General features: G+C 32.1%; 26 protein-coding genes and 1 other annotated feature. Of the genes, 9 read left to right on the forward strand and 17 right to left on the reverse strand.

What is annotated here, in order from left to right:
- Window positions 1-39: 39 nt before the first annotated feature.
- From ACNMOQ_RS13950 to ACNMOQ_RS13960, 3 genes are all read left to right on the forward strand, one after another.
- A complete protein-coding gene (locus ACNMOQ_RS13950; protein WP_416350020.1) occupies window positions 40-828 on the forward strand; it encodes a hypothetical protein in 789 nt (262 codons plus the stop codon).
- 211 nt (window positions 829-1,039) lie between these two features.
- Window positions 1,040-1,513 (forward strand): pyrimidine dimer DNA glycosylase/endonuclease V, encoded by a 474-nt coding sequence (locus ACNMOQ_RS13955; RefSeq protein ID WP_064211273.1) that lies wholly within the window; start codon window positions 1,040-1,042, stop codon window positions 1,511-1,513.
- Between the two features lie 53 nt (window positions 1,514-1,566).
- Window positions 1,567-1,947, forward strand: coding sequence for a YbgA family protein (locus ACNMOQ_RS13960; RefSeq protein ID WP_064211272.1), 381 nt, complete (start codon window positions 1,567-1,569; stop codon window positions 1,945-1,947).
- Between the two features lie 20 nt (window positions 1,948-1,967).
- On the opposite strand, the gene ACNMOQ_RS13965 is transcribed toward ACNMOQ_RS13960, so the two are convergent.
- The gene (locus ACNMOQ_RS13965) at window positions 1,968-2,807 is read right to left on the reverse strand and encodes a DUF2785 domain-containing protein (protein ID WP_064211271.1); all 840 of its coding nucleotides are present in this window, start codon (window positions 2,805-2,807) and stop codon (window positions 1,968-1,970) included.
- A gap of 250 nt (window positions 2,808-3,057) precedes the next feature.
- Between ACNMOQ_RS13965 and ACNMOQ_RS13970 the strand changes: the two genes are divergently transcribed.
- The gene (locus ACNMOQ_RS13970; RefSeq protein ID WP_214269660.1) at window positions 3,058-3,957 is read left to right on the forward strand and encodes an Abi family protein; all 900 of its coding nucleotides are present in this window, start codon (window positions 3,058-3,060) and stop codon (window positions 3,955-3,957) included.
- 237 nt (window positions 3,958-4,194) lie between these two features.
- On the opposite strand, the gene rpsR is transcribed toward ACNMOQ_RS13970, so the two are convergent.
- The 7 genes from rpsR to ACNMOQ_RS14005 form a co-directional block, all read right to left on the reverse strand.
- On the reverse strand, window positions 4,195-4,437 hold the full coding sequence (gene rpsR / locus ACNMOQ_RS13975) for a 30S ribosomal protein S18 (RefSeq protein WP_016999205.1): 243 nt from the start codon (window positions 4,435-4,437) through the stop codon (window positions 4,195-4,197).
- Window positions 4,438-4,491: 54 nt separating this feature from the next.
- Window positions 4,492-5,025: a single-stranded DNA-binding protein gene (gene ssb / locus ACNMOQ_RS13980; protein WP_016999204.1), complete on the reverse strand. Its 534-nt coding sequence runs from the start codon at window positions 5,023-5,025 to the stop codon at window positions 4,492-4,494.
- Window positions 5,026-5,055: 30 nt separating this feature from the next.
- Window positions 5,056-5,349, reverse strand: a complete 294-nt coding sequence (rpsF, locus tag ACNMOQ_RS13985; RefSeq protein WP_016999203.1) for a 30S ribosomal protein S6 — start codon at window positions 5,347-5,349, stop codon at window positions 5,056-5,058.
- Between the two features lie 118 nt (window positions 5,350-5,467).
- Window positions 5,468-6,568 (reverse strand): redox-regulated ATPase YchF, encoded by a 1,101-nt coding sequence (ychF, locus tag ACNMOQ_RS13990; RefSeq protein WP_016999202.1) that lies wholly within the window; start codon window positions 6,566-6,568, stop codon window positions 5,468-5,470.
- Between the two features lies 1 nt (window position 6,569).
- Entirely contained in the window at window positions 6,570-6,767 is a 198-nt protein-coding gene (locus tag ACNMOQ_RS13995) for a DUF951 domain-containing protein (protein WP_016999201.1), read from the reverse strand.
- Between the two features lie 23 nt (window positions 6,768-6,790).
- On the reverse strand, window positions 6,791-7,675 hold the full coding sequence (locus tag ACNMOQ_RS14000) for a mechanosensitive ion channel family protein (protein WP_016999200.1): 885 nt from the start codon (window positions 7,673-7,675) through the stop codon (window positions 6,791-6,793).
- A 12-nt stretch (window positions 7,676-7,687) separates the two neighbouring features.
- A complete protein-coding gene (locus ACNMOQ_RS14005; RefSeq protein ID WP_070044817.1) occupies window positions 7,688-8,521 on the reverse strand; it encodes a ParB/RepB/Spo0J family partition protein in 834 nt (277 codons plus the stop codon).
- Window positions 8,522-8,702: 181 nt separating this feature from the next.
- Window positions 8,703-9,017: a binding site (T-box leader), on the forward strand.
- Window positions 9,018-9,089: 72 nt separating this feature from the next.
- Here ACNMOQ_RS14005 and ACNMOQ_RS14010 point away from each other — a divergent pair.
- The 5 genes from ACNMOQ_RS14010 to ACNMOQ_RS14030 are packed head-to-tail and all read left to right on the forward strand — an operon-like array spanning window position 9,090 to window position 16,167.
- The gene (locus ACNMOQ_RS14010; RefSeq protein ID WP_415363665.1) at window positions 9,090-10,196 is read left to right on the forward strand and encodes a PLP-dependent transferase; all 1,107 of its coding nucleotides are present in this window, start codon (window positions 9,090-9,092) and stop codon (window positions 10,194-10,196) included.
- Complete coding sequence (gene metC, locus ACNMOQ_RS14015; RefSeq protein ID WP_416350021.1) at window positions 10,193-11,365, forward strand: cystathionine beta-lyase MetC; 1,173 nt, start codon at window positions 10,193-10,195, stop codon at window positions 11,363-11,365. Before ACNMOQ_RS14010 ends, metC begins: the two co-directional genes overlap by 4 nt.
- On the forward strand, window positions 11,322-13,160 hold the full coding sequence (locus ACNMOQ_RS14020) for a bifunctional homocysteine S-methyltransferase/methylenetetrahydrofolate reductase (RefSeq protein WP_416350022.1): 1,839 nt from the start codon (window positions 11,322-11,324) through the stop codon (window positions 13,158-13,160). The genes metC and ACNMOQ_RS14020 overlap by 44 nt, the downstream gene beginning before the upstream one ends.
- On the forward strand, window positions 13,154-15,403 hold the full coding sequence (metE, locus tag ACNMOQ_RS14025) for a 5-methyltetrahydropteroyltriglutamate--homocysteine S-methyltransferase (protein ID WP_026023621.1): 2,250 nt from the start codon (window positions 13,154-13,156) through the stop codon (window positions 15,401-15,403). The genes ACNMOQ_RS14020 and metE overlap by 7 nt, the downstream gene beginning before the upstream one ends.
- A gap of 20 nt (window positions 15,404-15,423) precedes the next feature.
- The gene (locus ACNMOQ_RS14030) at window positions 15,424-16,167 is read left to right on the forward strand and encodes a cyclase family protein (protein WP_103268566.1); all 744 of its coding nucleotides are present in this window, start codon (window positions 15,424-15,426) and stop codon (window positions 16,165-16,167) included.
- A 122-nt stretch (window positions 16,168-16,289) separates the two neighbouring features.
- Here ACNMOQ_RS14030 and ACNMOQ_RS14035 read toward each other — a convergent pair whose 3' ends face one another.
- The 9 genes from ACNMOQ_RS14035 to rpmH form a co-directional block, all read right to left on the reverse strand.
- The gene (locus ACNMOQ_RS14035; protein WP_064211265.1) at window positions 16,290-17,744 is read right to left on the reverse strand and encodes a carbon starvation CstA family protein; all 1,455 of its coding nucleotides are present in this window, start codon (window positions 17,742-17,744) and stop codon (window positions 16,290-16,292) included.
- A 159-nt stretch (window positions 17,745-17,903) separates the two neighbouring features.
- On the reverse strand, window positions 17,904-18,557 hold the full coding sequence (locus tag ACNMOQ_RS14040) for a hypothetical protein (protein ID WP_416350023.1): 654 nt from the start codon (window positions 18,555-18,557) through the stop codon (window positions 17,904-17,906).
- 316 nt (window positions 18,558-18,873) lie between these two features.
- A complete protein-coding gene (gene noc, locus ACNMOQ_RS14045) occupies window positions 18,874-19,713 on the reverse strand; it encodes a nucleoid occlusion protein (protein WP_325889422.1) in 840 nt (279 codons plus the stop codon).
- Between the two features lie 41 nt (window positions 19,714-19,754).
- Complete coding sequence (rsmG, locus tag ACNMOQ_RS14050; RefSeq protein WP_064204294.1) at window positions 19,755-20,471, reverse strand: 16S rRNA (guanine(527)-N(7))-methyltransferase RsmG; 717 nt, start codon at window positions 20,469-20,471, stop codon at window positions 19,755-19,757.
- A gap of 1 nt (window position 20,472) precedes the next feature.
- Complete coding sequence (mnmG, locus tag ACNMOQ_RS14055; protein WP_070044814.1) at window positions 20,473-22,347, reverse strand: tRNA uridine-5-carboxymethylaminomethyl(34) synthesis enzyme MnmG; 1,875 nt, start codon at window positions 22,345-22,347, stop codon at window positions 20,473-20,475.
- A 14-nt stretch (window positions 22,348-22,361) separates the two neighbouring features.
- On the reverse strand, window positions 22,362-23,741 hold the full coding sequence (gene mnmE / locus ACNMOQ_RS14060) for a tRNA uridine-5-carboxymethylaminomethyl(34) synthesis GTPase MnmE (protein WP_103268569.1): 1,380 nt from the start codon (window positions 23,739-23,741) through the stop codon (window positions 22,362-22,364).
- 117 nt (window positions 23,742-23,858) lie between these two features.
- A complete protein-coding gene (gene jag, locus ACNMOQ_RS14065) occupies window positions 23,859-24,653 on the reverse strand; it encodes an RNA-binding cell elongation regulator Jag/EloR (protein WP_218707022.1) in 795 nt (264 codons plus the stop codon).
- A gap of 30 nt (window positions 24,654-24,683) precedes the next feature.
- A complete protein-coding gene (gene rnpA / locus ACNMOQ_RS14070; protein ID WP_416350024.1) occupies window positions 24,684-25,028 on the reverse strand; it encodes a ribonuclease P protein component in 345 nt (114 codons plus the stop codon).
- Window positions 25,029-25,125: 97 nt separating this feature from the next.
- Window positions 25,126-25,263 (reverse strand): 50S ribosomal protein L34, encoded by a 138-nt coding sequence (gene rpmH / locus ACNMOQ_RS14075; RefSeq protein ID WP_016999186.1) that lies wholly within the window; start codon window positions 25,261-25,263, stop codon window positions 25,126-25,128.
- Window positions 25,264-25,811: the final 548 nt, after the last annotated feature.

A 25,811-nucleotide genomic window follows, 5' to 3' on the forward strand; every position in this document is an offset into this window, starting at 1 on the left:
TATATTGATTTTATATATTTCTAATATCGGAGGTTGCAAATGTATATATATCCCAATTCACAAACCATTAAGTACTGGGAAGAACATTACTTTAACGATTTTGATTTATTTTTCGTTACTTCATTACCAATTAAATATGAGTCAATCTTAATAACCTCTAAAGAAAAATTCAAAGAGAGTAGTTTGTTTAACATTAAAACAAATAATTTATACGAAATATGGAACTTATATGAGTATAAATATGTGATTCAAGCATACGCTGGATGGTTTGAATCCTTAAGCAATGCTACTCAGAACACTCTTATAGACGAACAACATAAAATTAATAACCCACTTTTTATTAATAACAAATTAATTACATCTTTCAAATGGAAAACAATGAATTCTGATACTAAAAAAGAATTTTTTAATACAAAAATTCATGATTATCAAGACAATAAATCTGATGAAATACATATAAAACTACCAGAGCATATAGAATCTTTAGTTGATACATTCCCCTTATATCAGGGCTCGAATTGTTTATCAACAGTATTATATGCGATTACTAAATCTAGAAATATTTTAAATCAATGGATAAAAGGAGATTCATTTTTACATACTCTTAGACAACTAGGCTATGTAAGAACTGATAATTCTAGTACTGTAGGAGATGTAGTAATTTACTTTTCTGAGCAAGCAGTCGTCCATGCTGCTTATCAAATTGAAAATAATTTTTACTTAAATAAAAACGGCCAAACTATATTTAATCCATATAAAATCATAAGCAAACAGGAGCTTGAATACAATTGGGGGAAATATGACAAATATATCTACCGGCAAAAATAAATATACTTTTATCCAACTAAAAAGCCATATTTACCAACTTTCACAAGAGGTCCTTCCGTCTTATATATTTTTGTGTAATAGCTATGAAATTCACTATTAAGTTTCTTTCCCATTATTATAGGGTATCGAATAGTTATAATTTTGTGGTATTAGTTTAAAAATACCACAAAATAAAAGTCTCAAAATGGTATTTATAGATTAGGTGATTAATATGCAAATATTTAGAGTAAGTCCGAATCATGAAGTCAGTGCAAAATATCTAGACAATAGACGCTTATCTAAACAGATACTGGAGCTATATCAAATTATTAGAGTATGCTTGGCTCATATGGAACTAATTGAAGGAAACACAAAGTATATACACCATCCAATTGTTCAACATGTTTATAATGATGGTAATCCTTATATTATAGATACTTTCCAATTGTTAAAAGAGATGAATAAAGAACATATTCGTAGAGGTGGAAAAAGATCAGAGTCATTTAAACAAGATTTATCAAATTTAGCACTAATCATTGATAAAAATCGTAGTCATTTTTCTGATGAAAACTTACCTCCTATTTACGTCTATGGTAATGATAAAATATACGGAGACACAGCTTACGAAGAATATATTAAATTATTATATTATAAATGGCAAAATGACAAGATACCGGCAAGATGCAACTGTTTGATTAATGTTTAGGAGAATTATTATGAATGATTTAATTACAGGTAAAAGAGGTGTGGTTAATCATTATGAAAAATAATAAAAACAGTGAATTATTATGGGCTAAGCATAAATATGAAGTCATGTGGCACAGTCAAAAATACTATTTAAGCATTCGAGAAATGCTAAAATCACCTGTCACTTTAGACGAAATAGAAAGTGAAATAAATAAAGCTAAACAGATTACGCCAACTAAAGGTTCTATAATAAACACGTATGACCATATGTGGGGATACTTCAAGAAAATCTCAGATAAAGAAGAAAAAACAACGTATTTATTATTAAAAGATCAATTTCTTAACGGCAATATAGAACCAAAAGAATTGCTTCATTTTATAAAATTTTTAAGCGAAAAATACCAAACCAACTATATTCTAAATTCGACTATTATTAGTGAATTAGAAATATAGTGTTATAATTTATTATTATTCTACTTCTTCTCAATATCTTTAAAGTAAGTTTTAAGAAATATTTCTTCAAGTTTTGATTCAATTGTCATTCGTGTTCTTTCACATTGGTTGTTAAACTTTAATCTGAAATATAAAGTTTTAAACATATCAGTTATATTTTTTTGAGCTCTATAATATTTTACTCCAGTATAGTCTAATTGATTTAATTTAACTTGAATATCATTTATCCAGTTACTTAAATCTATATCAGAGAACCCTGTTTCTAATAATGATTCAATTATGAATACTTGCCTCTCATCTTCATCATCAATATATGGTAGAGAATCTTTTGTTAACTTGAAGAGATTATTACTAATCAAATTCATAACCATACTGTTATAATTCTTTAAATAAAAATCAGATTTTATACAAGCAACTATTAAATCCGACCCATGTGCAATACTATGCGCCCATCCTTTATTGTGTATATAACCTCTAATATCTTGCTCTTTTTCATAATAAAAAATCGCTGCATTAAAAATTTCATTGTAAGTATCTCGTTCAAAAGTTTTACTTTTAATATCATTTTCTACTATAGAAGCAAGTATTAAAGAACTAAAACTTCTTAAAAATACACTATCAGAATCATCATTACCCAAGTTTATATTTAAATTTCTCAAGCTCATATACAATATTTTATCTATTTGAATATCAGTTAATTTATTATTTAAAATTAATAAACAAATTATTTCAGTAGTCTTTTCACGAATATCAGAATCTGTGTTGCCTACATTATTCATTAATTCACTTAGCACTGAATCTGAAATGTTCTCATGTAACAAATTACTTTCAAATAATTTTAATACCTCTTTTATATCCAATTCTCATCCCCACCCGACAAAATAATTATATATTTTATAGCTTTATAAATCCATTATATTATAATATTTATAAAGGATGCGCTCTTATTTTAGATATAATATTATCTAAGAGTTATCTTAATAATAGAAAAATGCCTTACTGGCAATCGAGATAGAGTAAAGCATAGTGATTATAAAGCAACAGTAGCCATATATTACGGATAAAATGGTAAAAGATATGATGAATAATTAGAGGGGATAGAAAGTTGAAATGGGTAGAAAGCCAAAGTTAAACTATGAAGAACAAATCAAAAAATTAAAATCTTTAGGTATTTTATTTAACGAAATAAAAGAGAATGAAGCTAAAGAAATATTGAAAAATAACACATACTTTTTTAAACTATCTTCATTCAGAAAAAACATACCTAAAGATAGTAGTGGAAATTATAATTTTGAATTTTCCGCACTATCAGATCTCGCAACTTTAGATATGAGGTTACGTTACATGTTATTACCAATGTGTTTAGATATTGAACATTCTCTAAAAACTGATATTCTTGAAAAAATAACTAATGATGATAAAGAAGATGGTTACCAAATTATGCAAGATTTTATCAATAATCATCAAGGCGATCTAAATAAAATTTTTACTACTGTTATAAAAAGAGATAATACAGTTATGCCTAGTTTTCAAAAATACTACAATGACCCTCCAGTATGGGTATGTTTAGAATTAATGCCTTTCGGACAATTTTCTGCATTTGTAGAATTTTATTCCGCTAGAACTAATGACGATGAATTACGAAAAGCTGGTAAGTTCATTAAATTCACTAAAAATGTTAGGAATAAATGTGCCCATAGCCAGCCCTTAATGCTTAATTTAATCCCAAGATATAAATTAAAAACTGAAAGAGAACTAAAAAAACTTGGTCAAAAACAAGGACTCTCAGAAATCAATCTAAAAGTATTACCAATTATAGATATACTCTCATTATTTATATTACATTCGAAGTATTGTAGTGATAGTATTAAAAACAATAGAAAAAATGAATTATTAGCATTCAAAGAACGTAAAAATAGAAAATATAAGCATTATAGAAATGTACCATCCCTTTCTTATTTTTTTCTATCCCTCAACAAAATGATTGACTATTATGTCAAGAACAATTAGTATTATATATAAGGAATGAGACAATTGTCTCCAAGAGATACTTTTTAAAATCTCTTGTTTATTATGAAAGAACTTTGTTCTTTCCGTTTTAAGAGGTTGACCGAGAGGTTGCCTCTTTTTTTATGCTTAAAATATCAACTTTCTCACACGTTGCCCTTTTTCTGCCCTTTTTTCCATAAATCCGAACACAAAAAACCCTCTAGCCTGATTGCTAGAGGGTTTTGTATACATTAAATATTATTGTTCTTCTTTAACGTATGGTAATAAAGCCATGTGACGTGAACGTTTAATAGCTATTGTAAGCATACGTTGGTATTTCGCTGAAGTACCTGTTACACGACGTGGTAAGATTTTACCTCTTTCTGAGATAAATTTCTTAAGTAAATCTGTATCTTTGTAGTCGATATGTGTAATACCATTTGCTGTGAAATAGCAAACTTTTTTACGACGACGACCACCTCTTCTTGGTCCACCTGCCATGATTATGTTCCTCCCTTCTCGTTAAGTTTATATATAAACGTTTAAATCAACTGTTTAGAACGGCAAATCATCATCACTGATATCAATTGGTCCATTAGCATTTGCAAATGGGTTACTTGATTGTTGATTATTATTTGACTGTTGTTGATTTGAAGGTGCTTTTTGGCCTTGTTGGTTACCGCCAAAGTCTTGTCCATAGTTTTGGAATTCGTTATTATTTTTCTGGTTGTATGATTGGTTATCATTACCTGATTGACGTTGGTTTGCGCCTTTAGGTTCAAGGAATTGAACGCTATCACAAACAACTTCAGTTACATAAACACGACGACCTTCTTGGTTCTCGTAGCTACGAGATTGTAAACGACCTTCAACACCTGCAAGACTACCTTTAGATAAGTAATTGTTTACATTCTCTGCGGGACGTCTAAAAACGACACAGTTGATAAAGTCAGCTTCTCTTTCACCTTGCTGATTCGTAAAAGTACGATTAATAGCTAAAGTAAAAGTAGCAACTTGAACGCCTGAGGGTGTTACTCTGTATTCCGGATCTTTAGTTAACCGACCGACTAATACAACACGATTAATCATTTAATCTCCCCCATATCTTAAAAATTAAAATTATTTTTCATCTTCGCGTACGACAATGTGACGAATGATATCGCCAGTGATTTTTGATAAACGATCAAATTCATTGATTGCTTCATCATTTTCAGCCTTAATTCTAACGATATTGTAGAAACCTTCTGCGAAGTCTTGGATTTCATAAGCTAAACGACGTTTACCCCAATCCTTTTCTTCGATGATTTCTGAACCGTTTGAAGATAAAACGCCTTTGAAACGCTCAACTAAAGCTTTTCTAGCTTCGTCTTCGATATTTGGACGTACTACGTACATTACTTCATATGTTCTCATCAATTTACACCTCCTTGTGGTCTATGCGGCTTAATATCTTTTGTATTAAGCAAGGAATAATTTTCATTACTCACAATCAAGAATTATAGCACACAGCATTACTTTTTACAATCATTTTTTACACGTTAAATCTGAAGTGAACGACGTCTCCGTCTTTCATTAAATAGTCTTTACCTTCAAGTCTTACTTTGCCCGCTTCTTTAGCTCCAACCATGCCATTATTACTTAATAAGTCATCATAACTTACTGTTTCTGCCCTAATAAATCCTCTTTCGAAGTCTGTATGAATAATTCCAGCACATTGTGGGGCTGTCATACCTTCTATAAATGTCCAAGCTCTTACTTCTTGTTCACCTGCTGTAAAGTATGTTGCTAATCCTAATAGGTTATATGAAGCTCGTATTAATTTATCTAGACCTGCTTCTTCTACACCTAAATCTTCTAAGAACATTTCACGGTCTTCATCATCTAATGTTGCAAGTTCTTCTTCTATTTTCGCTGAAATAACAATAACTTCTGATCCTTCATTATCTGCGTATTCTTTGATTTGTTTCACATATTCATTGTCTTCAGGATTTGCTACTTCATCTTCAGCTACGTTTGCTACATATAACATAGGTTTTGCTGTTAATAAGCTTAAGTGTTTTAAAATAGTTTTTTCTTCGGCTGTAAACTCTATGCTTCTTACTGGTTCATTATTTTCTAATGTTTCTTTAATTTTTGCTAATATTTTTTCTTCGGCAACAGCTTCTTTATCTTTTTGTTTCGCCATTTTCGCGACTCTTTCATAGCGTTTTTCTACTGACTCTAAGTCAGCTAACACTAATTCCATATTAATAACTTCTATGTCATCGATTGGGTCTACTTTACCTGAAACGTGCGTAACATTTTCATCTTCAAATGCACGTACAACTTGACATACAGCATCTACTTCACGGATGTGTGATAAGAATTTATTCCCTAATCCTTCACCTTTAGAAGCACCTTTAACGATACCTGCTATATCTGTAAATTCAAAAGCAGTTGGTACTGTTTTCTTTGGTTTAACTAATTTAGTTAATTCTTGTAAACGATGATCCGGCACCTCTACGATACCAACGTTTGGATCAATTGTAGCGAAAGGATAGTTTGCCGCTAATGCTCCCGCCTTTGTTATTGCGTTAAATAATGTAGATTTCCCAACGTTTGGTAAACCTACGATACCAGCTGTTAATGCCATTTTATTCACCTTGTCCTTTTTCTAATATTTTTTTGATTTTTTTATCAAATTCTTGCCTTGGTAACATTATACTACGTGAACAACCTTCACATTTAATTCTAACGTCTGCTCCCAATCTTATGATTTTAAATCTATTGACGCCACATGCATGTTGTTTTTTCATTTCTACAATATCATTTAAGTCATATGATTTTATCATGAAACAGCCTCCATTTTAGATATTTATTGAATATTATTTGGATTATATGAAACCATAGTTGGTATTGGTGATTGTATACCTTCTTTATCGAAGAATGATTTTATTTCTCTTCTTAAAATACGTGCACCTGTACCATGTGCGTTTGGTTCTGTTTCTCCTGCAATTTTTATAGTAGCTTCACCTGCTGTTACAGTTTCTACTCCTAATATTTCAGGTTCATTAACAAAAATTGCATATTTTTCTTTTATAGTTGGTAAAAACACTTCTAATTTTTGTTCTACTTTATCTAGATCTTCTTTAATAGAAACAGGTATTTCTACAATAGCCATACCATTGTGAATTGAGAAGTTTACTATTTCGTTCATAGTTCCATTTGGTAAGATTGTTAAATCTCCTTCAAAGGATAAGATTCTTGTTGATCGCATACCAATAGATTGTACAGTACCTTCTGCTACTGTTGTCCCAGTCGTATTAATTTTTACATAATCTCCGACGTCAAATTGATTTTCAAATATAATAAAGAATCCTGTTATGACATCTTTTACTAATGCTTGTGCACCAAAACCGATTGCTAAACCGACTACTCCAGCTCCGGCAATGATACTTTCTACTCTAATCCCTAAATTACTTAAGATAGTTGTAGCAACAATAAACCAAACTACGTATGAAACTACATTCTGTAATAAGTTTACCATTGTTTTTGCACGTTTGTTAGACTTCCCTACCCGCTTCGTTCCATATTTAGTAGTGAAGAATTTTTCTATTAATTTATGCAATATTTTAATGATTATAAACGCGAGTATAATATAAAATAAGCCAATAAATATCTGTTCTATCCATTTCTGCCAATTGTCTGGGTTCATAAATGGATCAATTAATTTATGGATGATGTTGTTTATTTTTTTCAATTTTGCACCTCTTTACTGTTCTAACAATAATTCTATTATTCTTTTATACTCAGATTCTGAATTGAATTCAAGTGATATCTTGCCAGACTTTTTCGTTTTATGAATATCAATATTAGTTCCAAATTTTTCTTTTAATTGATACTCATGTTTCATAATAAATTGCGGCTTATTTTGATGAGCTTTACTTTTTGGTTTTCCTTTTTCATTTAAGAGCTTCACATGCTCTTCCAACGCCCTAACACTCATATGTTCTTTGATGACTTTTTTGGCGACCTCAACAATGTTATGTTCTTTTTCTAAACCTAGTAGCGTTCTTCCATGTGCACTAGATAACTGATCTTCATTAATCATATTTTTAACACTTGGTGGCAGATTAAGTAGCCTTAAGACATTTGCGATGTATGATCGTGACTTACCTAATCTATCAGCAACTTGCTGTTGTCTCAAGTTTAATTCTTCCATCATCGTCGCATAACTTTTCGCTTCTTCTAAAGGTTTTAAATTTTCTCGTTGCAGATTTTCGATAATGGCTAATTCTAGCATTTCTTCATCTGTTAAGTCTTTAATAATTGCTGGGACAGTCTGCTTACCGGCTAATTGACTAGCCCGAAAACGCCTTTCACCTACAACAATATCGTACCCTTTAATCGTTTCTCTGACGACGATAGGTTGTAACACACCATGCTGTGAAATGGATTGGGTTAAATCTTGTAATGCTACTTCATCAAAAAACTGTCGTGGTTGATAAGGATTTCTTCTTAATTTATCTAATGGAATTTCAATAATTTGATCACTACTATGGTTATAAGAAATTTTTTGAGTTAATTCATAATTTCTTTCTTTCATTTCATCACCGCGTCTATCCTTTAATTTGTTTCACGTAAAACATGCACACTAAATTATAACAATTTTAAACACCTTATGCACAAAAGAAAAATTAACGGATAAATTAAAATATTCAGAAAAGTTGTTGACAAAAAAATAAGCGCATAGTAATGTGTAATATATCAACAACGAAATAATAATTAAAAGCACGATAAAAAGGAAAGTAAATCTTAGCACTGCAATTAACAGAGAGTTCCTATTTGCTGAAAGGGAATATTGAAAGAAAGATTGAAAATGGCCTTGGAGTGGTGACATCGATATTGAGGTGTCAACGGGATCGCCCGTTATAGCGATACAGTATTAAAATCTCTTATATTGATGGCGTACTGGAAATTTTTTGTACTATTCCTTTTCTGCCACTGTATATTTTATTAAGAGATGGCGTACTTATAGAGGTGATGTCAGCAATGTCATTACAAACAAAGGTGGTACCGCGAGCTAAGCTTTCGTCCTTTACATCCGAATCATTTCGGATTTAAAGGACGGAAGCTTTTTTTATTTTTATATTTAATTAGGGAGGAAGGCAATTATGAAATCTACTCAACTCGCTCAAATTTCATTAACAAAAGATCAAACGGGAGCAACAACAAATCCAATTTATCTTTCTACAGCTTATCAACACGAAAAATTAGGTTGTTCTACTGGATTTGATTATACAAGAACTAAAAACCCAACTCGCTCACAATTTGAAGAAGCTTTTGCAAAACTTGAAGGTGGAAAATACTCATTTGCAACTTCAAGTGGTATGGCTAGCATTCAATTGATTTGTAACTTATTTAAACCAAATGATGAAATACTTGTTTCTTTTGATTTATATGGTGGCACATTTAGACTTTTTGAATTTTATGAGAAACAATACAATATTAAATTTAAATACATTGATTTTTCAAATATTGATGAAGTAAATGCTTCTTTAACTGAAAATACTAGAGCATTTTTTATCGAACCAATATCAAACCCGTTAATGTTCTCGGTTGATTTAGATCCATTGTATGCAATAGCCCAAGAACATAACATTTTAACAATCATTGATAATACATTTTTAACACCGTATCTATCAACTCCATTAAAAGATGGTGCAGATATCGTTTTACATTCTGCTACTAAATATATAAGCGGACACAATGATGTATTAGCAGGTGTTGTAACAGTAGCAGATGATAACTTAGGTGAATTACTCGGACAATTTCACAATATGATCGGCGCTACACTTTCACCGTTCGATAGTTATTTACTAGTACGTGGTTTGAAAACCTTACATCTAAGATTAGACCGTGCTACAGAAAACGCTCGAAAATTAGCTGAGTCACTTCAATCAGTAAACAGCATAGAAGAAGTTCTTTATTCAGGAAGAACAGGCATGTTAAGCATCAGATTGAAACAAGACTATAGCGTAGATCGATTTTTACAAAATATAGATTTATGTATTTTTGCTGAAAGCCTAGGTGGTACAGAAACGTTCATCACTTTCCCGTATACGCAAACGCATGTTGATATGGCTGATGAAGAAAAAGACAAACGTGGCATTGATGAATACTTACTTCGTCTATCAATAGGAATTGAAGATTACGAAGACATCTACCAAGACATACTTCAAGCTCTGAAAAAATCAAAAAAAGAAGGAGTGTCATTATGAGCTATTCAAAAGAAACTTCATTAATTTTAGACTCAACTCGCGGACATGAACATTTATCAAGTAACCAACCATTATATTATTCATCAACATTTCACCAACATACACTAGGTGAAAATCAAGAATTTGATTATGCAAGAAGTGGAAATCCAAATAGAAAGTTGCTAGAAGAAAAATTAGCTAAATTAGAAGACGGTCAGTATGGATTTGCTTTTAGTTCAGGAATTGCAGCTATCACTGCAGTGTTTCTCACATTAGAACCTGGAGACCATGTTATTTTGCCGAATGATGTATACGGCGGTACTTTTAGACTAACCGAACAAATTCTTAAAAAATTTAAAATCGAATTTACAACAGTTGACCAGACTGATTTAAACCAAGTTGAAAACGCAGTTCAACCTAATACAAAGCTCATCTACGTTGAAACACCTTCCAATCCACTATTTAAAGTGACAGATATTGATGGAGTTGGACAGATAGCACGACGTAACGATGCACTATTGGCAGTTGATAACACATTTATGACACCACTTGGACAGTCACCTCTTAAATTAGGCGCTGACATCGTTGTTCACTCTGCTACTAAGTTTTTAGGTGGCCATAGTGATTTGATTGCAGGAGCAGTTGTCGTGAATGATCCTAAATTAAAAGAAGATATTTATCTCATTCAAAATGGAACAGGATCAGGTCTAAGTGTGTACGATTCATGGACACTTGCGAAGCATTTAAAAACATTACCAATTCGATTTAAACAAAGTGTTCATAATGCTGAACAAATATATAGATATTTAATAACAAATGAAGCGATTGAAACTGTTTATTATCCAATTACTAATGACACACACCTAAGACAAGCTAAAAATGGTGGTGCTGTTATTGGATTTAGACTTAAAGACGAGTCAAAAGCACAGTCATTTGTAGATCATCTCAATATTCCACTTGTTTCAGTTAGTTTAGGTGGTGTCGAAACGATACTTTCTCATCCTGCTACAATGAGTCACGCTGCAATACCAGAAGAAATTAGAGCAGAGCGTGGTATTACTAACGGTTTGTTCAGACTCTCAGTCGGATTAGAAGATGTCAAAGAATTGATTACAGATATCGATTGGGCATTAAAGGAGGCTATATATGAAGATGAAAGAGGCGTTGAAGAACCGTATCTTAATAGCTGACGGAGCAATGGGTACAATCCTTTATTCAGAAGGATTAGATACTTGTCCAGAAAGCTATAACTTAACACATCCAAAAAAGATAGAAAAAATACATCGCTCCTATATAGAAGCAGGAGCTGATGTTATTCAAACCAACACATACGGTGCTAACTTTGAAAAATTGCAAATATATAATTTAGAGCACCTCGTCAAAGATATACACAAAGAAGCAGTACGCATCGCTAAAAGAGCAAGCAATGAAGACACATTCATACTAGGAACTGTCGGTGGTTTTCGAAACATAAGAAAAAGTGACTTATCCATTGAATCCATTCAATACCATACAGAAATACAAATTGAGACTTTAGTAAATGAAGGTGTGGATGGCATACTTTTTGAAACATATTACGACTTAGAAGAATTACTCGCTGTATTAAAAGATACTAGAGCAAAATATGACTTACCGATTATAGCTCAATTAACAGCAAGCAACACGAATTTCTTAAGAAATAGTACACCTATACCGGATGCTTTGCAGTCTTTACTCGATGCAGGAGCAGATATTGTTGGACTGAATTGTCACCATGGACCTTATCATATGATTCAAACTTATAAACATATTGATATTCCTAAAGATGCATATCTTTCATGTTATCCAAACGCAAGCTTACTTGATTTAGAAGAGAATGAACTTAAGTACAGCAATAACGCTGAATACTTTTCAAAATCTGCTAAAGAACTTGTAAATCAAGGCGTCCGCCTTATCGGTGGTTGCTGTGGTACTACGCCAGAACACATTAAGAAAATCAAAGAAGTCGTAAAAGATTTAAAGCCTGTACATCATAAAAATGTTATACCGATAGAAACAAAGAAATATCAAAAACAAGATAAACAAGAACCTAGCATTACCGAACTCGTTAGCCACAAACCTACCGTTATCGTTGAATTAGATACACCAAAGCATTTAGATACAGACAAGTTTTTCAAAGGTGTTAAAGCTTTAGAAGATGCTGAAGTAGAAGCGATAACACTTGCTGATAATTCTTTAGCTAGCGTTAGAATTTCTAACATTGCTGCAGCAAGTATTATTAAACAAAACTATAAAATTAGACCCCTCGTACACTTAGCTTGTCGAGATAGAAACTTAATCGGTCTACAATCTCATTTAATGGGGCTATCGCTTTTAGGAATTAATGATATTTTAGCAATCACAGGAGACCCTTCTAAAGTAGGGAATTTCCCAGGTGCAACAAGCGTATTCGATGTTAATTCAAATGGTTTAGCAGAAATTATACAACAGTTTAATCAAGGTATTAACGCAGACGGAGCATCGCTAAGAAGGAATTCAAATTTCTCAGTAGCTGGAGCATTTAATCCAAACGTTCGAAGATTAGAACCAGCAGTGAAACGACTAGAGAAAAAACTAGATTCAGGCATTGAATATTTTATTACTCAACCTGTTTATGAACCTGAAAAAATAAAAGAAATATACGAAGCAACTAAACATCTAGATGCACCAATATTTATAGGAGTGATGCCAATAACCAACTATAATAACGCACTGTTTTTACACAACGAAGTACCCGGTATCAAATTATCTGAAGGTGTTCTTAATGCCTTTGAAAAAGTCAAACATGATAAAGAGGCAACTAGAGCACTTAGCATAAGTTTAAGTAAAGAATTAATCGACACGATTCACCAATATTTTAATGGTCTGTATTTAGTCACACCATTTTTAAAATATGATATTACAGTTGAACTTGCACAGTATTCAAAATCCATAACTGGTACACAATCTAAGGAGGCAATATTATGACAATTAAAACAGCAAATTTAGGATTCCCAAGACTAGGTAAGAAAAGAGAATGGAAAAAGGCAATTGAAAGTTATTGGTCAAATAAAATAGACAAAACTGAACTTGATCAAACATTACAAGATTTACACAAAGAAATTTTAACAATCCAACAAAATCATCATGTTGATCAAATACCTGTTGGTGACTTTTCACTTTACGACCATGTTTTAGATACATCATTATTATTTAATATCATTCCAGAACGTTTTCAAGGTCGCGAAGTAGATGATGATTTACTATTTGATATTGCTAGAGGTAACAAAGAGCATGTAGCTAGTGCTTTAATTAAATGGTTTAATACTAACTATCACTACATCGTTCCTGAATGGGATAATGTAACACCTCAATTAAATCGTAATGTATTACTAGATAAATTTAATTTTTCAAAAGAATTAGGTGTAAATACTCATCCAGTTATTTTAGGACCTATCACTTACGTTGCACTTTCAAAAGGCGGAAACCAAACTTTTGATGAGAAAGTCAGAACATTACTACCTTTATATAAAGAAGTATTCCAAACGTTAACAGAAGCTGGTGCTGAATATATACAAGTAGATGAACCTATTCTTGTTACAGATAAAGCTAATGAATTACAAGAAATCACAGAAGAAGCATATGCCTTCTTTAATAAAGAAGCTGCTTCAACTAATATCGTATTACAAACATACTTTGAACGCGTTGATTTGAATTTCGTTGGTAAATTACCTGTATACGGATTTGGGTTAGACTTCGTTCATGATAATGGTTATAACTTAAAACAAATCCAAGACGGACTATTCCCTAAAGAAAAAGCTTTATTTGCTGGAATTGTAGACGGTCGAAACGTTTGGTCAGCTAATATTGAAGAAAAGAAATCATTGATTGAAACTTTACAATCTTATACTGACGAACTTGTTATTCAACCTTCATCTTCTTTATTACACGTACCAGTTACATTAGAAGAAGAAACTTTAGATGATTCAATACGCGATGGTTTAAGTTTCGCTACAGAAAAATTAGATGAATTATACGCATTAAAACAATTATTTAATGAACAAGATGATACTTTATATAACCAATTAAAAGAACAATTTGAACGTTTTGAAGGTCAATCATTCAAACAATTAGAATATGATTATGAAGCTGTTAAGTCAGAGCGTGCAACACCATTTAAAGAGAGAAAAGTATTACAAGATCAATTATTAAATTTACCTGACCTACCTACAACTACGATTGGTTCTTTCCCACAATCTAGGGAAGTAAGAAAATATCGTGCTGACTGGAAGAACAATAGAATTACTGATGCACAGTATCAAGAGTTCCTTGAAAATGAAATTAAACGTTGGATTGAAATTCAAGAAGACATTGGTTTAGACGTACTTGTTCATGGTGAATTCGAACGTAATGATATGGTTGAATTCTTTGGTGAAAAGTTAAATGGCTTCTTAGTAACTAAGTTTGGATGGGTTCAATCTTATGGATCACGTGCTGTAAAACCACCAATCATATACGGTGATGTTAAATGGACAGCTCCATTAACAGTTGATGAAACATTATATGCACAAAGTTTAACGGATAAACCAGTTAAAGGTATGCTTACTGGACCTGTTACAATTTTAAACTGGTCATTTGAGCGTGTTGATATTCCAAGACGTGAAGTACAAGACCAAATCGCGCTTGCTATTAACGAGGAAGTGCTAGCACTTGAAGACGCAGGTATTAAAATTATACAAGTTGATGAACCAGCATTACGAGAAGGCTTACCGCTTCGTTCAGAATATCATGAAGATTATTTAGATAAAGCAGTACATTCATTTAAATTATCAACATCATCTGTTCAAGACTCAACGCAAATTCATACGCATATGTGCTATTCTCAGTTCGGACAAATCATTCACGCTATTAAATCACTAGATGCGGATGTTATTTCAATAGAAACTTCTAGAAGTCACGGTGATTTAATTCAAGATTTCGAAGACATCACATATGATTTAGGTATTGGTTTAGGCGTTTATGATATTCATAGCCCGCGTATTCCAACAGAAGAAGAAATTACAGTTGCTATCAATAGAGCACTTAAAGAAATTGATCGTTCATTATTCTGGGTTAACCCAGATTGTGGTCTAAAAACAAGAAAAGAAGACGAAGTTAAAGAAGCTTTAAATGTGCTTGTTCGTTCAGTTGAAAAGCTACGTCAAGATAACACAGTCAAACAACCAAATTAATCAAAATAAGAGGTGATGTTATGTCATATCCATTGTGGGAATCACTGAGCCAACTAAAGAAATATAAATGGGTCGATTTAACGCATACTTTTGATTCTGAATCTCCACATTTTTCATCATTTGAAAATGCTGAAACGAAAACTTTATATCAAGTGAAAGATGATGGATTCTTTGCTCAATCTTGGCAATTTGCAACACAATATGGCACACATATAGATGCCCCTATTCATTTTGTAGAACATAAACGTTATCTACATGAATTAGGTTTACAAGAAACGGTCTTACCTTTAATAGTACTAGACTTCTCAAAAGAAGTTGAACAAGATGCAGACTTTAGATTAACAAAAGAACATATCCTTAAATGGGAAGCTGAGAATGGTCAAATTGAACAAGATACATTTGTCGCTTTTAGAAGTGATTGGTCTAAACGTTGGCCAGATAAAGAACAATTTGAAAATAGAGATGCAGATGGAAACGAGCATCTACCAGGTTGGTCATTAGATGCCTTGAAATATTTATTCGAAGAAAGAAAAATAAAATCAATAGGACATGAAACGTTCGATACAGATGCTTCTATTGATATCCGTAAACATAACGACATCGTAGGTGAACGTTATGTGCTCGGTTTAGATACATTCCAGATAGAACTGTTAACCGGATTAGATGAACTACCAACACGTGGTTCAGTCATTTTAGCCATTAGTCCAAAACCTAAAAATGCCCCCGGATTCCCTGTCCGAGCATTTGCTATTAGCCCAAGTTAATAGCACACTGCCATATAGTATTTTTGAGCGAGTATTATATGGCAGCCCCTTACCTATATTAAATAAATACGTAACAAAAAAGCAGAACCTTTCGGTGGAGATCGAAAGGTTCTGCTTTTATATTAATATTTAGGTGCTGTTGGTGATAAAATTTGATGATCAATTTCAAATTCTGTTTCACTATTTTTACGATATATATAATAGAAATACATCGTCCATAGTATCGTTAAGCCAGCTGATAACCAATAACTAAGCGATAAATCTATACCTAAACCAATTGGCTGACTTAAAATATATGTGAATATATTCCACGTCATAAAGAGTGCCGGTATTAAAGCTACATAGAAGTTCTTATTAGATAACAATAGATACATCGTACCAATCCATAACGCCACTGTTGCAGTTGTTTGGTTAGCCCACGAGAAGTATCTCCATAATATTGTGAAATCTACTGTAGTTAGAATAAAACTAATCACAAACATTGGAATTGCTATTGCGAATCGTTTCCAAACTTGCTTTTGACCGAAGTTGAAATAATCAGCAAGAATCATTCTTGCACTTCTAAACGACGTATCACCACTCGTAATTGGCAATACAATAACCCCTAATATTGCAAGCGTGCCAAATACTGAGCCTAGTAACATAGTAGATGCTTCACTCACTACAAGAGCCGCTTCCCCTTTTGCTAGTACTTCTTGAAGTCCACCATAACCACCGAATAAACTCATAGCAGCAGCAGCCCAAATCATAGCGATAATTCCTTCTGCAATCATCATGCCATAGAATATCATACGACCATTTTTCTCACGATTTGTCGTTCTAGAAATGATTGGAGATTGAGTAGCATGGAAACCTGATAAAGCCCCACAAGTAATCGTAAAGAATAATAGTGGGAAGATAGGCGCTGAATCAGGATGCATATTCTTCAACGTCAATTCAGGAATTTCTGCACCAGTCATCAACAATCTAATGAAAATACCAACAGCTGAAATCATTAGAATAAAACCAAATATCGGATAAACTTTACCAATAATTTTATCAATCGGTAAAACTGTTGATAAGAAATAATATAAGAAAATCACAAATATAATAATACCTAAAGCTATTCTACCGTCCATTAACGAATGTAAAAGTAACGCCGGACTCGTAACAAAAACTGTCCCTGTAAGTAATAACAATAACAATGTAAACACGTTTACAAGGTGTTTCATAACATTACCTAAAAATTTACCCGCCAATTCAGGTAAATGAGCCCCTTTATTACGTATAGAAATCATACCTGTTAAATAATCATGCACTGCTCCTGCAAAAATTGATCCAAGAACAATCCATAAAAACGCAACTGGACCATATAAAGCACCCATAATAGGTCCAAATATCGGTCCAACACCTGCTATATTCAACAATTGTATTAATGAGTTCTTATTCGTCGACATAGGAACATAATCAATATTATCACGTTGGTCATGAGCAGGAGTCGGACGCTCCTCTTTAACACCAAACATTTTTTCAATATATTTACCATATGTAAAATACCCTATAATTAACAAAGCAATTGATACTAAAAATGTTATCATGCAAAATCCCCCTTTTGTTTGCAAACGCTTTCAAATCAAAGTATAAATTATATATTAGTAAAAAACAATACTTCTTTAACGTTTTCGTTAACGGGAGATATATTCAAATATAACAAGTAGCCAGATTTATAATTTTTAAATTTCCATTCTTTAATTTTTCTAAGTACTTCTATCACCTTTTTTACTTTCATATCTGTAGTATATAAAAAGCGTAAATATCATAAAAGCCATATATGGAAGTATGTCATCAGTAAAATCATGAATAGTTAGAAATGATTCATCAGAAAGTAAATTCGTAATACCTTGAAATAAAGAACAGTTTATCAAAGTAAAAAAAACAAAAGGTAATAATCTTTTTTGTTCATAATAAGCCTTCTTATATACAATAATGTAAAAACAAGCTACTGTTACCACTATAAAAGATCCAATAAGAATGAAAAAATCTTTAATTGTTACCTTATCTAATCCTAGTACGAATGTCTCAAATCCACCTAACCCAAATATCGTAAGTAATAATGAAAATAAAAGGGAAGATTTTATCTTATCTTTGTTAGTAGTTTTTTTGTTATCGACTGTATATTCAAAATCAAGGGAAGCTATAAACATATACCAAAGCCAAAATAAAAGAATAAATAACAATATTAAAATGGAAAAAGTTTGGTTATTCCAATTTATAACATTATAAATCTCCACAAATAGTAATGGGAAAGTAAGTAGAGTCATTACTGTTATTTTTTTATAAAACTTGTTCAAATTATCTTCATCTAAAACAACATTGCTACCTAACAATCTTTTCATTATTTTGTTCATCATTTTATCTCCTCCTAAACCTCAGATAATATAGGAGTTCTGACTTATTCATGATTTCTTTTTCTTCAAATCGCATCCTCACTATAAATTAATAACATCTAATATAAACATTTTTATCTTTGTCAATATTTTATTCTCAATTTAATATTGTGTCAATTATTATTTTATAAAAATAAAGTTATATATAATTAAATATCATTATTTGTAATACTAGGTTTTTAAATCCTACAATTAAATAGAGTTTATAATTTATTGCTATATAACTTACTATTAAAACAAAAATCTCTACATCAGGTATATTCCCAATGTAGAGATTTTTTTAATTCCTTTTATAAACTTTAATCGTAATTTCATAAAAGTCTTTATGTTCTTCATCTATACGTTTTACTTTGATGCCTTCTTTTTCAACATTTTTAATACTTTGTCCAAGTGCATCAATTGCTTCTGTTATATCCTGTTCAAATTGAAATTGTTTAGCTTTTACTTTTTCAGATCCTCGTATTTTTTTCACACGATCTTCAGTTTGCTTAACATTTAAATTTTGTGACTGAATAGCCGTTAAGACATCTTGTTGTTCTTCATCTTCTAATCCCAACAAAGCTCTTGCATGTCTTTCAGTAATTTCACCTTTTTGTAATGATATGACGATGGGCTCTGATAGTTTTAACAATCTTAATTTGTTCGCTATGAATGATTGGCTTTTCCCCATGCTTACAGCTAAGTCTTGTTGTGTTATTCCTTCTAAATCAAGTAATTTTCTATAAGCCTCTGCTTCTTCTATAGCTGAAAGATTTTCACGTTGAATATTCTCTATAAGTGCCACAGCTGCAGTTTCTTTATCATTTAAGGGCTTTATGATGGCTTCAGTTTCAGGTAGATCGTTATGTTTAATTGCGCGAAATCTGCGTTCACCTGCAATAATTTCATACATACCTTCTTCTATTGGACGAACTACAATTGGTTGTAACAATCCATGTTCTTTAATAGACTGCGCTAATTCCTTTATCTTTGACTCATCAAAAACTTTTCTCGGTTGATAACGGTTAGGCACAATTTTTTCTGTTGAAATTATCGCGACGTTGCCTTCATTTCTTGCTTCTTCTATGTGTTCTAATTCTTTGTCTTTAAGTCCAAATAATTTAGAAAAAGGTTTTTTCATTTCAATCTACCCACTTTCATTCTTACGTATTTCCCAGGAAATTATTTTGTTAAAGGTTCTTTATTAGGTGTTCCTGGTTTTCTTGGATATTTCTTAGGTGTTTGTTTAAATTTATCAATCGCAATTATTTGTCTTGTGCTTTCTTCTAATGGAAGTTTAAATTCATAAACTTTATTTAATTTTCCACCTAACACTGAAATTGCAAACTGTGCATCATCTAATTCTTCATCGCCTTGAGAACCTTTTAATGCAACAAACTGCCCGCCTTTTTTAACTAGTGGTAAACACAACTCACTCAATACAGATAATCTTGCTACAGCGCGTGCCGTTACTAAATCAAAGCTTTCACGGTATTGTCCTTTGCCAAACGTTTCTGCTCTATCATGTACAAAATTCACTTTATCTATTTCAAGTTTATTAGCTAATTCATTTAAAAACTTAATACGTTTATTTAAGCTATCTACAATCGTTATTTGTAAGTGTGGATATATAATTTTAAGTGGAATACTTGGAAAACCGGCTCCAGCTCCTACATCACAAATAGATTCGATTTCATTAAAATCTACATAAAAAGCAGGTGTCACAGAATCAAAGAAGTGCTTTAAATACACTTCTTCTTTTTCTGTTACTGCTGTTAAGTTAATTTTTTCATTCCACTCAACTAACATTTCAAAATATGTCTCAAATTGTTTTAATTGTTGATCAGTAAGTGTAATACCTGAATCTTTTAATGAGTTGATAAAAGTTTGTTCGTTCATTTTAGTCCACCTTCTGGATTTTACCTTGTTCAATATAAACAAGTAAGATAGATATATCTGCTGGGTTAACACCTGAAATACGAGATGCTTGTGCAATATCTAACGGGTTAACTTCTTTAAGTTTTTCTCTTGCTTCAGAAGCTAAACTATTGATTGCATCATAGTCAATATTCAGAGGTATTTTTTTGTCTTCCATACGTTTAACTTTCTCAACTTGAGCTAATGATTTTTGAATGTAACCTTCATATTTCGTTTGAATTTCAACTTGTTCTTGGATGTCTTCATTAACTGGAGAAGTTTCTTGTAAGATTTCCATGATAGCATTGTAATCCATTTCTGGTCTTCGTAATAAATCTAAAGCTAATATACCATCTTTAAGTGCTGAACCTCCACGGCTTTCAATAACACTTTGTGTATGTTCATTCGGCTTAATACGAATAGATTGTAATCTCTCTTGTTCAGCTTTGATACTTTCACGTTTTTGATTGAATTTAGCATAACGTTCTTCTGAAATCATACCAATTTCGTAACCGATATCTGTTAATCTTAAATCGGCATTATCATGTCTTAATAATAAACGGTGTTCAGCACGTGATGTTAATAGACGATATGGTTCATTTGTGCCTTTTGTTATTAAGTCATCAATTAATACACCGATATAAGCATCAGAACGACGTAATACAACATCTTCTTTACCTAATACTTTTCCTGCCGCATTAATACCAGCCATTAAACCTTGACCAGCCGCTTCTTCATAACCAGAAGTTCCGTTAATTTGACCTGCAGTAAATAAGTTTTTAACTAATTTAGTTTCTAATGTCGGCCATAATTGTGTAGGTACAATTGCATCATATTCAATAGCATAACCGGCTCTCATCATATCTGCTTTTTCAAGTCCCGGTATTGTTTCTAACATTTTACGTTGTACTTCTTCAGGTAAGCTTGTAGATAAACCTTGTACATAAACTTCTTGAGTTTTACGACCTTCAGGCTCTAAGAATAGTTGGTGTCTTGGTTTATCGTTAAATCTTACGAATTTATCTTCAATTGACGGACAATATCTTGGACCAGTACCTTTTATCATCCCTGAATACATTGCTGATAGATGTAAATTATCATCAATCACTTTATGTGTTTGTTCGTTCGTATAAGTTAACCAACATGGTAATTGGTCTAAAATATATTCTGTCGTTTCATAACTAAATGCTCTACCTACATCATCACCTGGTTGAATTTCAGTCTTACTGTAATCAATTGTGCCACCATTAACACGAGGTGGTGTTCCAGTTTTGAAACGAACTATGTCGAAACCTAAATCTCTTAAATGGTCTGCTAATGTGATTGAAGGCATTTGATGGTTTGGACCACTTGAATATTTTAAGTTACCTAAAATAATTTCACCACGTAAAAATGTACCAGTTGTTAATACAACAGAATCAGCTAGATATTGAGTGCCGATAACCATTTCCACGCCTTTTACTACATCATCTTCTATAATTAAACGTTCTACCATACCTTGCATAATATCAAGGTTAGGCTCATCTTCTAATACACGTTTCATTTCTTCTTGGTATAATACTTTATCTGCTTGAGCACGTAATGCGCGTACTGCTGGACCTTTACCAGTGTTTAACATACGCATTTGGATGTGTGTTTTATCAATTGTCTTAGCCATTTGTCCACCAAGTGCATCAATTTCTCTTACAACTATACCTTTTGCTGGACCACCCACTGATGGGTTACATGGCATAAACGCTACACTATCTAAGTTAATTGTAAGCATTAAAGTTTTTGCGCCACGTCTCGCTGAAGCTAATCCTGCTTCTACACCAGCGTGCCCTGCTCCGACAACAATAACATCATATTTTTGTGTCAAAATTTTTCCTCCTTTTATTTTCCTAAACAGAATTGGCTAAACAATTGGTCAATAAGTGATTCACTTGCTTCTTCACCTATAACTTCACCTAGCAATTCCCAAGTTTTGATTAAATCAATTTGTACTATATCTATTGGAATGCCTTCTTCAGCTGAATGAATTGCGTCATTAATTGAAGACTTCGCGTCTTTTAACAGTGCAATATGTCTTGAATTAGATACATAAGTCATGTCTTGTGACTGAACTTGTCCACCAAAGAATAATTCTGATATCTTTTGTTCTAACTCTTCAATACCTTGTTGTTCTACCATCGATGTCTGTACGATAGGATGGTCACCTATCATCTCTTTCAGCTCATCCATATCAAGGTGCTGTTCTAAATCTGTTTTATTTATAATAACTATGAAGTCTTCATTTTTAATAGCTTCAAACAATTGGTAATCACTTTCTGTCAGTGATTCATTATAATTTAATACGAACAATATTAAATCTGCTTCTGACAAAGCTTTCCTTGATCTTTCAACGCCAATTTTTTCTACGATATCTTCTGTTTCTCTAATACCTGCTGTATCTACTAATCGTAAAGGCACACCACGAACATTAACATATTCTTCTAATACGTCTCTAGTCGTCCCTGCTACTTCTGTAACGATTGCTTTATTATCTTGAATTAAATTATTAAGCATTGAACTCTTACCAACGTTTGGTTTACCTACTATTACTGTAGACAAGCCTTCTCTCATAATTTTCCCTTGTTGACCTGTCTTCAATAATTTATCGATTTCTTGCTCTATGTTAGCAGCTTCTTTTAATAAAAATTGAGATGTTGCTTCTTCTACGTCATCATACTCAGGGTAGTCTATATTAACTTCAACTTGTGCTAGTATTTCTAGTATAGATTGCCTTAGTCCTTTTATAAGTTCACTTAGACGCCCTTCCATCTGCCCTAAGGCTACCTTGGATGCACGTTCCGTCTTAGAACGTATGAAATCCATCACTGCTTCTGCTTGTGATAAGTCAATACGACCATGTAAGAAAGCTCTCTTTGTAAATTCACCCGGATCCGCCATTCTTGCTCCATTTGATAACGTTAATTCAAGTACACGATTAACAGTTACTAGACCACCGTGACAATTAATTTCTACGATATCTTCTCTTGTAAAAGTCTTAGGCGCTCTCATAACAGCCGCCATTACTTCTTCAACAATTTCGCCACTGTCAGGATCCAAAATATGTCCGTAATTAATCGTATGTGAATCGACTTCTGATAATTGTTTTTTCCCTTTATATATACTATCAGCGATACTTATCGCATCCGGACCACTTAAACGTACAATTGCGATTGCGCCTTCACCCATAGGCGTAGAGATACTTGTAATTGTATCTAGTTCCATTATTTTTCTCCTCCACCATTCATGCTATTCATTCTTTTGATTGTAAATGGTTTTGTTACAATTTTCGAATATATTGTTCGAAAAAATGCGGAGCGAGATAACTCACTCCGACCATTATCATTTATTCTTGATGACTAAATATCGATGAGGTTCTCTTCCTTCAGAGTATGTTTCGATATCTTCAACTTTACTTAATGCCTGATGCATTATCTTTCTTTCGAAGTTATACATTGGTTCTAACTTAACTGGTCTCTTCGTTTGTTTAGCTTTTTTAGCCATATTTATAGCTAGCTGCTCTAATGTTTCTTTACGTTTCGCTCGATAAGATTCAATATCTAATATTAACGTGTAATATCCTTTAATATATTGATGCATATAATTTTGTCCGACAGTTTGTAAGGCATTTAACACTTGCCCTCTTTTACCTATTATATAGGAAGCTTGATCAGACGACATATCGATATACAATGTATTAGATTTAATTTTATAAGACCCTTCTACATTAATATTCATTTCTTTAATGATATTCAATATATACTCTAATGTTTGGTCTGCGATGTCATTTAACGCGTTTTTCTTCACATTCTGAGAATGATTGGAATTATCTTCTGATACGATATTTTCATTATCTTCTGTTATATTGTTGCTTTCTGTATCTTCATCTAGATCTTGCGTTTGTTGTTCATTTTGTTGATTTCGATTTCTTAAATCTTCTATTGAATTAAACTCTTTTAATTCTGGATCAATAATCGTTAATTCAATACGAGCATCTTGCTTCATAAAACCAAAAATGCCTTTTTTACCTTCATTTATTACATCGATTCTTACTTGTTGCTCTTGAACATTTAAATCTTTTAAACCTTGTTGTAGTGCTTGTTCTACTGATTGTCCTTCATAGTTTGATTTAAGCATACTGCAACCTCCTAGTAATTATTAAAATACTTAGGGAATACGTTTATTAAAAACTTTAGCAATCTTCAACACGTGCTCTAAACTCTTCTTTGTTTCGAGTACTTCCAAGTCTACTGCCTGGTTACGAGCAATAACAATGATGTCTTTCGGAATGATATTTTCTTTATGAACTTTAAAACACTCTCTAATTGACCTTTTTATTCTATTTCTAGTAACAGCATTACCTAATTTTTTTGAGACGCTGATGCCAATTCTAAAGTGTTCGCAATCATTTTCTGAAGTATAAATAACAAACTGACGATTAGCAACTGACTTACCTTTTTTATATATTCTTTGAAAATCACTATTTTTCTTTATACGATAAGCCTTTTCCACAAACATCCACTCCACAATACATCACTTAATTATTGTTTATTATACAAAACAATTTCATCAATTAAAACAAAAAAAAGACCACTGCTCTTCAGTGATCTTAAGCTGATAATACTTTTCTACCTTTACGACGACGGCGAGCTAATACTTTACGGCCGTTTTTTGAGCTCATGCGAGCGCGGAAGCCATGAACTTTACTGTGTTTACGTTTATTTGGTTGATACGTACGTTTTACCATTTAAGAACACCTCCATTATTTATTCTTAACATCTAATTAAATAGTAGTTAATTGCTTGTATGATATTCATTTATATATATCAGAAGATTAATTTCAAAATTATTTATACCATACACGTGAAATGTCACAATTTCAATAACTACTAAACTATAACAAAATGATTTTTAAAAATCAAGCAGAATTTTAAAATGTGAAAAATAATAGTTATCCACTTATCCACAGTGAATATTAATCATTTTGTGGATAATTATTAAAAATTATTTTTTATTCACAACATAATCTAACAATTCCTCACATATTCACAGGCATTTGACAACTCCTTTTGTTTAAAAGTATAATTGTGTGGATAAGTTATACAAACCGTTGATATTACTATCATTCTTAGTTGGATTCTTGCATGTAAAGATTGTGGACAAGGGAATTGGAATAAATAGTTATCCACCGTTTGTGAGTAAGTTGTGGATAATTATTCACAACTTGTGTATTTCTTTATTAACAAGTCAATTTTATGTGTATAACTCAATAAAAATTTTAGAAAGAGGACTTTT

It is taken from the genome of Mammaliicoccus lentus (assembly GCF_947036595.1).
Lineage (GTDB): Bacteria > Bacillota > Bacilli > Staphylococcales > Staphylococcaceae > Mammaliicoccus > Mammaliicoccus lentus.